Source organism: Methyloversatilis sp. S146-33, assembly GCF_059552495.1.
Genome location: NZ_JCANOT010000010.1, coordinates 19810 through 33059, shown reverse-complemented (window position 1 = coordinate 33059; position 13250 = coordinate 19810). Strand labels below are relative to the sequence as shown.

Here is a 13250-nt window from a genome sequence, read left to right as displayed (position 1 = left end):
CTGCGCGCAGGCAGTCGCCCAGTCGCGAGCAAGCTCGCTTGTATGTTCTACCGTGGCAGGCGTAGGAATAGCTTGTCGGGCGGAGGGACCGAGCTCGGATCTGACGGCAAGCACGTACAGACAGTGGGAGAGATGTCCCGCCCTCACCCCAAGCACCGATCAGGAATCCATCGGACCGTGTGACCGCGGTACCGTCCATACCCTGCAAGCCAGTGCTGTGGTGAATCCCGACAAGCCTTTTGAACCTTAGTCGGGAGGGCCCCATCGTGACAAGTCAGAACGAAGCAGTGTGCTTTGGCATCGACGTCTCCAAGCATTGGCTGGACATCGCCGAGCACCCCAGCGCGCAGGTGACGCGCATCGACAACACCGCAGCGGCCATCCGCGGCTGGTTGCGCACGCTGCCGAAAGGCAGCCAGCGCATCGCCTGCGAATCGACCGGCACCTATCACCGCACGCTCGTCGAGCTGCTCATCGGCGCCGGACATCAGGTGTTTCTGATCGATGGCTTCAAGCTGTCCAGGTACCGCGACACCGTGGGCCAGCGCGCCAAGACCGATCGGCACGACGCACGCCTGATCGCCCGCTACCTCGCGCACGAGGGCACGGATCTGCGCCCCTTCTCCCTGCCGGCGCCTTCGGTGACCGAGCTGCGCAGCCTGCTGCGTCGGCGCGCAACCGTGGTACGCAGCCTGGGTCGCATCCGTCAGAGCATGGAAGATCTGCCCGGCTTTGGTCGCGACGTGCGTGTGGCCCTGGCGCGGCTCACCGCCTTGATCAAACGGTTCGAACAGCGTATCGCCTCGCTGATCAACGAAAGCGGATGGACAGAGCCGTACCGGCGCATCCTGAAGATCGAAGGCGTCGGCGCGCTCACCGCCGCAGGCCTGTGCGCGGTGTTCCATCGCGCCCCCTTCAGTGGCGCGGACGCCTTCATTGCCTTCCTCGGCCTGGACGTCAGCGTGCGCGATTCGGGCAAGAAGACCGGACGCCGTGCGCTGAGCAAGAAGGGCGATTCGGAGATGCGTCGCCTGCTCTACAACGCCGCCATGGCGGCCAGCCGATCCACGACCTGGCAGCCGTTCTACCAGCACATGCTCCAGCGCGGATTCAGCCGCACCCAGGCGCTTGTTGCGCTGGCCCGAAAACTCGCGCGCGTTGCCTTCTCACTGATGAAGAACGCCGCAGACTATGTCCCGAAACAACACGAAAACACTTGCGGCGGAACATAGAATCTCCCACAGGAGCCTTGCCCGTGCCACCGACATGGCATGTTCGTGTGGGAGCGGCCTTGGCCGCGACAGGGCTTTCGCTCTCCGCAGGCTTCGATCCAGGCCGATGTCGGGGTCGGAAGACCCCTCCCACAGAAGCCCGGTCCCCGCGCCGGCCGCAGGTCAGACTCACTTTTGTGGGAGCGGCCTTGGCCGCGACGGGGCTTTCGCTGTCCGCAAGCTTCGATCCAGGCCGATGTCGGGGTCAGAAGACCCCTCCCACAGAAGCCCGGTCCCGGCGCCGGCCGCGGGTCAGACTCACTCTTGTGGGAGCGGCCTTGGCCGCGACGGGGCTTTCGCTGTCCGCAGGCTTCGATCCAGGCCGATGTCGGGGTCGGAAGACCCCTCCCTCAGAACCCCTGTCCCGACGCCGAGCGCGCCAGCCGATCGACCGGCGCGCTGGGCCGGTCCGCCTAGCCGCCGATGCGTGCGAAGAACAGCCCACGGTTGATGTCGCCGATGCTCACCATGCCGACCAGCTTGCCGTCGCGCGCGACCGGCATGCGGCGGAAGTTCTTGACGCCCATCCACGACGCCGCTTCGAGCACCGGCGTCTCCGGGGAAAGCACCAGCGGGTTGCGTGTCATCACCTGATCGACCCGCATCGTCAGCACGCGGTCATAGCCCTCCTCCATCGCGAGGAAGTCGCGCGTACCCACGTTATCGTGGATGTACTCGCCCAGCTTGGGATACATCGGCAGCATGATGTCGCGCACCGACACGATGCCGACGATGCGGGCATCCGGTTCGATCACCGGAATGGCTCCGCAGTGACGGCTGAGCATGTGGATGACGACGGATCTCACGCTGTCGCCGGGCGCGGCACTGAGCACGCCGGACGACATGACTTCACTGACCTGCATGACTGTCTCCTCTGCGCGGAGTGCGGGAGGGGCCAGCCGACCCGGGCGCTGCGCGATCCGGGCGCACCGGGTGGCGCGCCCTGTCTGCGTGGTGTCCGGATCCGCTCCCGCAGAGGCGCTGTCTGGCCCAGCGCGGAGGAGAACTGCAGGAGCGGCCGAACGGGGTCAGGTCGGCGCACTGCGGCGCGCCGACCGTGGATCAGGGCTTCGCCGCCTCCGCCTCGGCGGCCGGTGCCGGGGTCTCGGCTGCTGCTGCGGCAGCGGGCGGCAGTGCGGCCTGTGCGCCGGGGGCGCTGAGCGCCACGTAGTCCTTCAGCATCGGCGTGCCGTAGAGCGGCTTGTAAGCACCCTGGTGGCAGGTCGCGCAGTTCAGCTTGGCGACGTCGCCGGTCGGCCCGAGCCGATGCGCCGGAAAGGTCGCGGTCAGCGGCACCATGTATTCGTTGTTCAGGTCGCGCGCCATCCGTATGCCGTGCCAGGCGGTCTGCCGCTGCGGCGTGCTTTCGGTCCATGGCGCGAAGGCGCGGCTGTTGTGGCAGTAGGTGCAGTTGACGCCGAGCGCGTCCGACATGTGCATCATCAGTCCGTACGTACCCTCGGTATCGGCCAGCGAGCCAGGCGCCGCGGTCGGCAGCGCGGTCACCGCATTGACGCGGATTTCCTGCCCCTTCTGCAGATAGCGGGTGAAGGCGTCGTAGGGCAGCGAGGCGTAGGCGACCGCGGCGTCCGGCGTGTTCTGCTGCATCTTCGATCCGGCCATGCGCGTCGCGTGCTTCTGCGGCGGCGGCTGGAACCACACCTCGGCCGGCACCGGCATGCCGCGATGACAGGTGTAGCAGGTGACGCCGGTGTCGGCGACGTGCGGCTTCCAGTCGGCGTTGATGTGCTGCGTCATCTGGATCATCCGCCGCGCCACCACCTTGGTGTACATCGAGTCGTCGGCCATGTTCTCCAGCTTGTGGCAGTAGGCGCAGCCCTGTTCCGGCGAAACCCAGGCGGTCATCGCCACCATCAGCCGGGTGAACTCTGCGACGCTGACGTCGCCCAGCACCTTCACGTTCTGGAACACCTCGGACGCCTTCTGCCCTTCGCGCGGTGCCGCCGGTATCGGCTCCGGCACCACGTTCTTCTGCTGTTCGCCCTCGACGATGCGCGGGTTGTAGACCTGGACCATGCCGGTGCCGCGCACGCCGCGCTGCACCGTGTCGATCGGCGGTTTCTCGCAGGCGGCGAGCAGCAGCCCCGCCCCCAGCATGGCGACGACACGCAGTGTTGCCTTCAGGGTGTTCATGGCTGCACTCCTTGCACGGTGGCGGGATCGACGACGGTGCCGAACACCGCCGGATACATCGGTGCAACGTGATGCTTGACGGCCCACAGGTACCAGTTGTCGACCACCGTGCCGGTCAGCAGGATGCCGATGCCGCCGGTCAGCGGGCACAGCACGGCGAACCACCAGGCCCAGCGGTGGATGGATTCCATCGATGCGTTGAAGCCCATGGTCCAGCGCCAGAACAGTGCGGCGCGCTCCGATGCGGTTCCGCGATCGACGATCTGTTCGATTTCGCGCTCGCCACCGAAGCGGCTGACCGCCAGGATGGTCGCGCCGTGCATCGCGAACAGCAGGGTCGAGCCGTAGAGGAAGGCGATCGACAGCATGTGGAAGGGGTTGTAGAACAGGTTGCCGTAGCGGATCGAGAACGCGGCGGTCCAGTCCAGGTGCGGGAAGATGCCGAAGGGCACCGCCTCCGACCACGACCCCATCAGCACCGGGCGGATGAAGCCGAGCACCAGGTAGAGCCAGATCGCGGCCGCGAAGGCCCAGGCCACGTGGGTACCCATGCCGAGTGCCCGTGCCCTGCGGTACATGCGCACCCACCAGAGCAGGATGGAGGTGGTGAGGAAGAAGCCCGCCATCAGCCACCATCCGCCCTCGTTCAGTGGGGGTATCGACAGCCCGTAATGCGGCGCCGGTGGCTCCAGCGCGAGCCAGAACAGCTGGCGCACGAACTCGATCGGATCCCAGTTCACCGAGGCCATCATGTTGAGGCCGATGATCTCGAAGGCGATGAAGCCGCAGATCAGCGACGCCAGCCCGAACCAGCCGAGGTAGATGGGCCCGATCTGCGCGTCGCCGAGGCGACCGAACAGATGTACGTGGGTCGGTGTGCCGGTGCGTTCGCGGTCGTCACGACCGACCGAAACACCGGGGAAGGACGGTGCGTGCACCTGCACCTGCGTGAATAGATTCTGGTACTCGGCCATGATGGCACCCTCGCTTTCGTCTGTTATCGCCACACGGGAAGGTTGAGCCACCAGCTCCACCATTCCGGCCACCCGCGTGTCCAGAACGGACCGCTGATGACGATGCACACCGCGCTCCAGAAGCCGGCCGACAGCGCGAGGAAAAGACCCAGTCGATGCACGCCCAGCGTGCCGATCGAGTAGCCGATGGCGTCACGGAAGAAGGTGTTTTCGTGGTCCGGCGTCTTGACCACGCCATCACCCGGCGGATTGGTCGCCGACAGGATGAGCGCACCGTGCAACGACAGCGCCAGCGTGGTGGCGAAGAAGCAGCTCACCGCCAGCATGTGCGCCGGGTTGTAGTGAAAGTGCAGGTACTGGTAGCCGGTGTTCGACACCCAGTCGAGGTGGCTCATGATGCCGTACGGGAAACCGTGCCCCCAGGCGCCGAGCAGCAGCGGCCGGAACACCACAAGCGTAACGTAGGCGAAGATGGCAACCGAGAACGCCACCGGCACGTGATAGCCCATGCCGAGCTTGCGGCAGATCTCGACCTCGCGCAGCGCCCACGACACGAAGGCGCCGATGGCGCACACCGTGATCAGCTGCCACAGCCCGCCTTCCATCAGCGGCGCCATGCCCAGGCCGTACTTCAGGTCGGGCGGAGCGATGTTGATCTGCCAGAGATTCCAGGTGGTGCCCTGCGAGGCGCCCCAGATGATGAGCAGTGTGCCCAGCAGCGCGAAGAAGATGCTGGTGACACCGAAGAAACCGACGTAGAAGGGGCCGACCCAGAAGTCGAACAGGTCTCCGCCGAGCAGCGTCCCGCCACGGATGCGGTATTTTTTTTCGAAACTGAGCATGGACATGCCAACCCCCTTATCCGGAAGCGCGATGCCTCCGCGGTAGAGACGCGCTGCAGCGCTCATGCGAGGCCGGGCAGGCCCGGTCCCCGCACTCCTGCCGTCAGTGCATTTACTGCGTTGTCCGCATCGCGACCGGAGCCGGCATTGCGCTCTGGGCCGTTGCTGCGGGTTTCTTGCTCGGGCCTTCGATCCAGTTGAAGCGATCGGTGCTGAGCAGGATGAAATGGATCAGGAGCGCCAGCACCATGAGGAAGGTGAAGAGCGCGACCAGTGATCTGCGCGGATCGAAAAGCAACCAAATACGCCACATATCTGCGCTCCTATGCCTGGTAGATGTAAGGAATGACCGAGTAGGTCGCCGCCTTGACGCCTTCGATCAGCGACGCATAACCCTCGGAGCCCGGCAGCCAGGGGCGCCAGTTCCAGACGAGGATGTGAGCGACGATCGCGACGACCAGAAAGACGATGAAACTGGTCATGAAAATGGCGTGGAATTCCCGCGCCTCGGAATCTGTCAGTCCTGACAGGGATCCGCTTCTAGTGCCATCAGCCATACCGATTACCTCCTGACGGGCCTTTCGGCCATTGCCGCGCAACGCCCGCGCGGCGGGGACTTCCGGGGCTGACTGCGCCCCGCAAGAGGGTGGACGGGCGCGTGCTGCACCCGCTCCGGACGGTGGCCAGACCGGTCCTCATGTCGTTTCCAGCGCACGCTGCACGCGCGCTGCAGTGATGCGTTGTTCGTCGGCGCCGCGCGCCGCTTCTTCCGCCTTGTCGCGCAGCCGCTTGGCGGCCGAGATGCGCACCAGGAAGGGCTGCTTGTCGAGGTACTGATCGAGCAGGCGCTGGGCGTCGTCGTCCCACGGCCGTGCGTCGGCACGGGCCAGCCGCGACGGTGTGGCGTCGACGCGATCCATGTCGCTGCCCAGCGGCAGGATGTGGAACAGCGCGTCGAACAGCGCGTTGCACACCTCCTGCACCAGATAGGTGGCGCCGGCGTAGCCCATGAAGGGCGTGCCGGTGTGGCGGCGGATGATGGCGCCGGGGAAGGAGGCGGGAATGTAGCTGCCGCGTGCGCCGCACTCGGCCATGTACATGCGCTCGTTGTAGCTGCCGAACATGACCAGCGGCGCCTTGTCGCGCACCAGCGCGCGCACCGCGTCGTTGTCGGTCTTGGCACCGGCGCGCCGCGACACCGCGAACGCACAGGGCAGACCCATGTCCTCTTCCAGGAAGTGGCGGATGCCGCGTGCGTAGGTGTCGTTGGCGACCACGGCGAAGCTGGCGGTACCGAAGAAATCCTGCGTCACCGAACGCCACAGATCCCACAGCGGCTTGATCGTCGTGTGCTTCTCGCGCTCGATGAAGGGCTCCGGATCGAGACCGGTCAGTTCGCCCAGCGCGCGCAGGAAGCGGGTGGTCGAGTGCAGGCCGATCGGCGCCTGCAGATAGGGCCGCTCCAGCGTTTCGCACAGAAGCCGGCCGTACTCGCGGTACATGCAGACATTGACGTCGGCATCGACCAGTTTCGGCACGTCGGCCAGATGACTGCCGAGCGGGAAGCTGAGGTTCACTTCGCAGCCGATGCCCTCGACCAGGCGACGGATTTCCGCCAGGTCGCTCGGCGTGTTGAAGCAGCCGTAGATCGGCCCGATGATGTTCACCCGCGGCTTCGCGCCATCGACGCGCGGCTTGCGTTCCGGGATGCGCTTGGCGCCGTACTGCGTCCACAGCCAGTTGATGGCGCGGTTGGCGCACTGCCACTGGTCCTCGTCTATCGTGCGCGGCAGGAAGCGCTGGATGTTGGTGCCTTCGGGCGTCACGCCGCCGCCTATCATTTCGGCGATCGAGCCGGTCACCACCACCGCCGGCTGGTCAGGATCGAGCACCTGGTGCGCGCGGCGCATGCTGCCTTCGGTGCCCTCGCGGCCGAGCTGTTCTTCGGCCAGACCGGTGACGACGATGGGCAGTTCGTGCGGCGGCAGGCCGTCGGTGTAGTGCAGCACCGAAGTGACCGGCAGGTTCTCGCAACCGACCGGACCGTCGATCACCACCTGCAGGCCCTTGATCGCGGTGAAGGTGTACACCGCACCCCAGTAGCCGCCTGCGCGGTCGTGGTCGAGGATCAGCATGTCGTCACCCGCTCGTGGCTGGCTCGCTGCGTGCTCCGCTGGGTACTCCGCTGCGTACTCATATGGCCTCCTCGACGCTGCGCGCGCGGGCCAGCTTGGCCATCTTCGCGCGGTAGGCGGCGCGGTATTCCGGCCTGTCCTTCGGCACGTCCTGCCACACGCCGCCGGCGTGACCGCTGCCGACGCCGTCGAAGAATTCGCTCATCGTGTCGAAGCGCGCCTTGTTGCCGATGGCGCCATTGATCACCTGTGCCAGCGAGCCGGCACCGGCCGGCCCCATCAGCGGTCGTGCCGAAATCAGATTGGTGAAGTACAGCGCCGGGATGCGCGCCTCCTTCGCCGCCTGCACCACCGGTGTCGTACCGATCGCCAGGTCCGGACGGAATTCGCGCATCGCGGCGAGATCCTGTTCGAGCGAGGCGCGGTACTGCACATGCACGCCGTGCGCGCTCAGCCATTCGCGGTCGGCCGCGCTGTGCGGCGTCTGCGGGCAGGCGGTGCCGACATAGCGCAGGTCGGCGCCGCTCTCGACCAGCAGCCGCGCCACCAGCAGTTCCGAACCTTCGTAGCCGGACAGCGTGATGCGGCCCCTGATCGGGTTGGCGGCAAGCGCGCCGCGTATCGCCGGCAGGAAGCGGTTCTTCGCCGCGTCGATCTGCGCCTGACCGACGTTGGCCGCCTGGCCGACGGACTGCAGCCAGGCCTCGCTGCCGTCGTGACCGATCGGCGCGGAGCCGACGATGGGCCGACCCGCCGCTTCGAACTCGCGGAAGCTCGCGGTATAGAAAGGATGGATGGCACCGACCACCGCGCAGTCGAGCGCGGCGTACAGCTCGCGCCATTCGCGTGTCGGCACCACCGGGCCGGCGGCCAGTCCCATCGGTTCGAGCAGCGAGCCGATGATGACCGGATCGACCGGGAACATTTCGCCCACCAGCGCCACCGTCGGCCGGTCGGCCACACCGCTGCGCGGCGCCTGCACCGGCCCCTGCTCCGCCTCCTGGCGGGCGTAGCGCAGCATCGCGCCGGCCAGCACGTCCTTCGCCTCGGCGTGCGTCGGGACGCCGAAGCCCGGCACGTCGATGCCGATGATGCGTACGCCGTCGATCTCTTTCGGCAGCAGCTGCAGCGGCACGCCGCTGGCGGTCGGCACGCACAGATTGATGATGACGATGGCGTCGTACTGGGCCGGATCGGCCAGCTTGTACACCGCCTCGCGGATGTCCTCGAACAGCTTGCCGGTCACCAGCGTTTCGCTGTTGAAGGGCACGTAGCCGACGCTGCGGCGGGCGCCGTAGAAATGCGAAGTGAAGGTGAGGCCATAGACGCAGCAGGCGGAACCGGACAGCACGGTCGCGGTGCGGCGCATGCGCAGACCGACGCGCAGCGAACCGAAAGCCGGGCACATGCTCTGCGGCTGGTCGTGCGGGCCCTTCGGATAGTCGGCGGCGTAGCGGTCCAGCGTTTCGCTCTTGCCGGCGGCGCGCGCCGCGCCGTCCAGCTGTTCGCGCCCGGCGTGACAGCCGATGCCGTCGCCGTCGGCCGGCCGGCGCTGCGCCGACAGCGCGTCGGTGTTGATGACCTGTGTATGCGTTGTGTCGGTCATGGTGGCCACCTCAGACGGTGTCGTACACCACTTCGAGCGACGGCCGGATCACGTCTTCTCGACCCAGCATGTCGGCCACCGTGGCCGGCGTCATCACGTAGTCGCGACCGGTCACGTCGGCGGCGAACAGGCCGAGCAGACCGTCCTGGGTCATCGGCTTCGGCCGCACCGGTGGCGCCTCCGCCACATTGGTGGCCAGTTCCTCGAACAGCGGCGCCCATTGCGAACCAGGGCGGCCGATGATTTCGTAGCTGGCGCTCTTGCGCCGGATGTCGTCGTTGGCCGGGATGGTGGCCAGCACCGGAATGCCGGCCGCATCGGCGAACCGCGCCGCCTCGCCGGTGCCGTCGTCGCGGTTGATCACCACGCCCGCCACGCCGACATTGCCGCCCAGCTTGCGGAAATACTCGACCGCGCTGCACACGTTGTTGGCGACGTACAGGCTCTGCAGGTCGTTGCTGGCGACCACGATCACCTTCTGGCACATGTCGCGGGCGATCGGCAGGCCGAAGCCGCCGCACACCACGTCGCCGAGGAAATCGAGCAGCACGTAGTCGAAACCCCAGTCGTGGAAACCAAGCTTCTCCAGCGTTTCGAAGCCGTGGATGATGCCGCGCCCGCCGCAGCCGCGGCCGACCTCGGGGCCGCCCAACTCCATCGCGAACACGCCGTCGCGGATGAAGCAGACGTCGCCGATGCCCACGTCCTCGCCGGCCAGCTTCTTCTTCGAACTGGTTTCGATGATGGTCGGGCAGGCCTTGCCGCCGAACAGCAGCGAGGTGGTGTCGCTCTTCGGGTCGCAGCCGATCAGCAGCACCTTCTTGCCCTGCTGCGCCATCATGTAGCTCAGGTTGGCCAGCGTGAAACTCTTGCCGATGCCGCCCTTGCCGTAGATGGCGATGATCTGCGTCTGCTTGGTCACTTCGCCATCCGCGACGGGATCGGGATCGATCGCTGCCTCGGCGCGCAGCACCTTGGTCAGGTCGAACTTGATGGTGCTGACGGCGCCGCCGCCACAGGCTTCGGTCATGACAGCTGTCTCCAGTCGAGGATCATCTTCAGGCAGCCGGGGTCACCGAATGCCGTGCGGTAGGCGAGGTCGGCGCGGCTGGCCACCTCGCGATGCGTGATCAGGCCATCGAGCGACAGCCGGCCGTCGGCGGCCATGTCGCGCACGGTGGCCAGATCGGCGTCCTGCCACTGGGCGGCGACGCGCAGTCGCGCCTCGCGCATGAAGGCCGGTGCGAAATGGAAGGACAGTGCGTCCTCGTAGAAGCCGGCCAGCACGATTTCGCCCTGCGGTGCCAGCCGTGCGATCAGCGTGTCGAGCAGCGTCGCGTCGCCGCTGACGTCGCAGATGCAGCGGTAGTCGCGGCGGCTGTCCAGCGCGGCCGGGATAACCGCGTAGCCGGTGCTGCCGGCGGCGCGCATCGGATTCGTTTCCCACACCACCGGCTCGCCGCCGGCGGCCACGGTCAGCCGGGCGACCAGCCGGCCGAGCACGCCGTGACCGATGATGAGATCAGGCAGCCTGGCGCCGCCCATGACCGCGTGCTGTGCGGTGGCGGCCAGCGCCAGCAGGATGCCGCGTTCGGCCAGGGCTTCGTCTATCGGCAGCGCCCGCGCCGCCGGTACCACCAGCCGTGAGGCGGCTCCGCCGAACAGGCCGCGCACCTCGCCGAAACAGCGCGCACCCGGCACGAACACCCGCTCGCCGATGCGCAGACCGGCAGCACGCCCGGCGGCGCTGACGCGGCCCACCGATTCGTAACCCGGCACCAGCGGATAACCCATGCCCGGAAAGGGCGGCATGCGACCGGACCACAGCAGGCGTTCGGTGCCGGTGCTGATGCCGCTCCACTCGACATCGACGACGACGTCGGCGTCTCCTGCAGGCGCCAGATCCAGCCGTGTCACGACCAGCTGTTCCGGTTGCTGCAGCACTACGGCCATGCTGTCCATCGCGCCTCCTCGTTGAGGACGGTCGGCTGACGGTGTCAGCACGGCCTGTCGCATAAGTGTCATTCTATGTTTACTCTGACGTGTGTCAACGTTTAATTACACTTTCTGCTTCATCGTGTGTCAGCGGTCGTGGACGCGCCACCAGCACGCAGGTCTGCAGCGGAATCCGCGTCGGCAGACGGCCGATCTGGCAGAAGCCGGCGGCGCGCAGCATGTCGGTGAGCCGCGGCTCGCTGCGCGGGCGGCCCCGCCCCATCGCCATCAGGTAGAAGCCGAAATAGGCGTCGCCGACCGGCTCGGCACCGGCCACGCCGGACATCGGTTCGGCGATCAGCAGCGTGCCGTCGGGTGGCAGCAGCGCGCGGATGGCGCGCAGCAGCTGCATCACGTCGTCGTCGTCGTGGTCGTGCAGCACGCGCACCACCGACACCAGGTCGGCGCCGCGCGGCAAGGCGTCAGTCTGGAAGGCGCCGCCGAACACCTCGGCACGCGCCGTCAGGCCCGCCTCGGCAAAGCGCCGGCGCGCCTGATTCGCCACCGCCGGCAGGTCGAACAGCTGCAGCCGCAGGTCCGGCGCGCGGCGCGCGGCGGCGCGCAGAAAGCTGCCGTCGCCGCCGCCGACATCGAGCAGGCAGCGGTGCATGGCGACCGGATAGGTATCGAGCACTTCGTCGGCCACCAGCGGCTGCGACGCCGCCATCAGCGCCGTGTAGTCGGCGATGCGACCGTCGTCGAGCGCGGCGGCGTCGGCATTGCCGGCATAGGGCCAGTAGCCGGACAGCGCGGTGGCGCCGGACAGGCCGCGCAGCAGCGCCACCGGATCCTCGAAATCGCGATAGACGCGCCCGTGGTGCTCGACCATGTCGGCGATGCCGGGATTGGCCCGCACGGCCGCCCCCAGCATGCCCAGGCCGTAGCGGCCACCGGCACGGCGCGACGCCAGGCGCAACGCCACCGCCGCGTCCAGCAGTCGCTCGGCGGCGTCGCGGCTGAGCCCGGTGCGCAAAGCCACCTGCTGCGCGCTCTGCGCGCCGTCGGCCAGCAGCTCGAACAGTTTCAGCCGCACGCAGGCGAGCAGCACCTGCGAATAGACGAAGCCGGCGCACAGGTCGAACAGCGCACGCGCCTCGCGCCGCGCCTTGTGGCGCGTCAGCGGAAAGGCGGCCGCCCAGCGATGGAAACGCGGGCTGCTGAGCAAGCGCTCCGCTGCCTGGCGGATGCGCTCGACCAGACCTTCGCTCGCCGTCACCGCCGGCGGCCGGAATGTGTCGGGCAGGTCCATGGCGCGATCTTCAGGCGGCGCAGTCGGCGATCTCTGCCGGCAGGAAGCGCTGCGCCTCCATCGCGATCACCGCGCGCAGTCCGTCGGCACCGGAGCAGGCGGGCACCGCGTCCATGGCGTCGCTGACCAGTTGCTGCAGCCGTTTCACTGCGCCCGGTATGCCCAGTTCGCGAGCGGCGCTCGGCCGGCCCAGTGCGGCGTCGCGGCCGATCGGCTTGCCGATGCGCTCCTGCGTCGATGCCACGTCGAGGATGTCGTCGGCCACCTGGAAGGCTTCGCCCATGCAGTCGCCGAGCGCGCGCCACGGGCCGGGATCGGCCCCCGCCGCCGCCGCACCGGCCATGGTGGCCGCGGCAAACAGCGCGCCGGTCTTGGCCTGCTGGTACTGGCGCAGGTTCACGTCGGTTTCGCACTCGAGCGCCTGGCCGGCGACGATGCCCGACGGCACGCCGACACCGCGGCCGATGATGGACAGCAGCGGCAGCAGACGGTACGGCGCCTGGGCGCCGCCGCGCGCCATCGTCTGGAAGGCGAGCACGATCAGCGCGTCCCCGGTGAGCACGGCGATGCGCTCGCCGAAGGCGCTGTGCACCGAAGGCTTGCCCCGGCGCAGTGGCGCATCGTCGAAGCAGGGCAGATCGTCATGCACCAGCGACGCGCAGTGCAGCAGTTCGATTGCCGCGGCGGCGTGATCGGCGATCGACGTGTCGTCCTCGCCGCAGGCGCAGGCCGCGGCCAGACAGAGCCGCGGCCGGATGCGCGCGCCGCCCGGGAACACCGCGTGACGGATGGCCGCCGCCAGCAGCGGCGGGCAGCCGGGGCCGTCGGCATGCGACAGCGCAGCCACCAGCGATTGTTCGACCGCCATCCCCAGGGCCTGCTCGATGCGCTTCATTCCATCCATGGCCTGTTCCCCCGCATGTGTCGGCGCGCAGCTGCGTCCGATGAGTTATCGCGCCAACTGTCAATCTTGATTGTCAGGCGCTGGTGTAATGTAATGTAGACATGACAGGTCGTAACGTCA

The 13250-nt window shown here is 67.8% G+C and carries 13 protein-coding genes; 1 reads left to right on the top strand and 12 read right to left on the bottom strand.

Features of this window, described 5'->3' with window-relative positions:
• Positions 1-287 precede the first annotated feature (287 nt).
• Positions 288-1232: an IS110 family RNA-guided transposase gene (locus tag AC51BJ_RS00930; protein ID WP_496279064.1), complete on the top strand. Its 945-nt coding sequence runs from the start codon at positions 288-290 to the stop codon at positions 1230-1232.
• A 452-nt stretch (positions 1233-1684) separates the two neighbouring features.
• On the opposite strand, the gene AC51BJ_RS00925 is transcribed toward AC51BJ_RS00930, so the two are convergent.
• From AC51BJ_RS00925 to AC51BJ_RS00870, 12 genes are all read right to left on the bottom strand, one after another.
• Positions 1685-2134 (bottom strand): CBS domain-containing protein, encoded by a 450-nt coding sequence (locus tag AC51BJ_RS00925; protein WP_019916993.1) that lies wholly within the window; start codon positions 2132-2134, stop codon positions 1685-1687.
• 199 nt (positions 2135-2333) lie between these two features.
• On the bottom strand, positions 2334-3425 hold the full coding sequence (gene pufC / locus AC51BJ_RS00920) for a photosynthetic reaction center cytochrome PufC (RefSeq protein WP_430434996.1): 1092 nt from the start codon (positions 3423-3425) through the stop codon (positions 2334-2336).
• Positions 3422-4399, bottom strand: a complete 978-nt coding sequence (gene pufM, locus AC51BJ_RS00915) for a photosynthetic reaction center subunit M (RefSeq protein WP_024300836.1) — start codon at positions 4397-4399, stop codon at positions 3422-3424. Before pufM ends, pufC begins: the two co-directional genes overlap by 4 nt.
• Positions 4400-4422: 23 nt before the next feature.
• The gene (gene pufL / locus AC51BJ_RS00910; protein WP_019916987.1) at positions 4423-5247 is read right to left on the bottom strand and encodes a photosynthetic reaction center subunit L; all 825 of its coding nucleotides are present in this window, start codon (positions 5245-5247) and stop codon (positions 4423-4425) included.
• Positions 5248-5353: 106 nt separating this feature from the next.
• Positions 5354-5554, bottom strand: a complete 201-nt coding sequence (gene pufA / locus AC51BJ_RS00905; protein WP_019916985.1) for a light-harvesting antenna LH1, alpha subunit — start codon at positions 5552-5554, stop codon at positions 5354-5356.
• A 10-nt stretch (positions 5555-5564) separates the two neighbouring features.
• On the bottom strand, positions 5565-5798 hold the full coding sequence (pufB, locus tag AC51BJ_RS00900) for a light-harvesting antenna LH1, beta subunit (protein ID WP_430434998.1): 234 nt from the start codon (positions 5796-5798) through the stop codon (positions 5565-5567).
• A 138-nt stretch (positions 5799-5936) separates the two neighbouring features.
• Positions 5937-7376, bottom strand: a complete 1440-nt coding sequence (bchZ, locus tag AC51BJ_RS00895) for a chlorophyllide a reductase subunit Z (RefSeq protein WP_496279027.1) — start codon at positions 7374-7376, stop codon at positions 5937-5939.
• Positions 7377-7434: 58 nt separating this feature from the next.
• Entirely contained in the window at positions 7435-8982 is a 1548-nt protein-coding gene (bchY, locus tag AC51BJ_RS00890; protein WP_430435000.1) for a chlorophyllide a reductase subunit Y, read from the bottom strand.
• Positions 8983-8992: 10 nt separating this feature from the next.
• A complete protein-coding gene (locus AC51BJ_RS00885) occupies positions 8993-10012 on the bottom strand; it encodes a chlorophyllide a reductase iron protein subunit X (RefSeq protein WP_430435001.1) in 1020 nt (339 codons plus the stop codon).
• Positions 10009-10944, bottom strand: coding sequence for a chlorophyll synthesis pathway protein BchC (gene bchC, locus AC51BJ_RS00880; protein ID WP_019916975.1), 936 nt, complete (start codon positions 10942-10944; stop codon positions 10009-10011). Before bchC ends, AC51BJ_RS00885 begins: the two co-directional genes overlap by 4 nt.
• A gap of 85 nt (positions 10945-11029) precedes the next feature.
• Positions 11030-12226: a methyltransferase gene (locus AC51BJ_RS00875; protein ID WP_496279025.1), complete on the bottom strand. Its 1197-nt coding sequence runs from the start codon at positions 12224-12226 to the stop codon at positions 11030-11032.
• Positions 12227-12236: 10 nt separating this feature from the next.
• A complete protein-coding gene (locus tag AC51BJ_RS00870; protein WP_304027734.1) occupies positions 12237-13130 on the bottom strand; it encodes a polyprenyl synthetase family protein in 894 nt (297 codons plus the stop codon).
• Between the last annotated feature and the right edge of the window lie 120 nt (positions 13131-13250).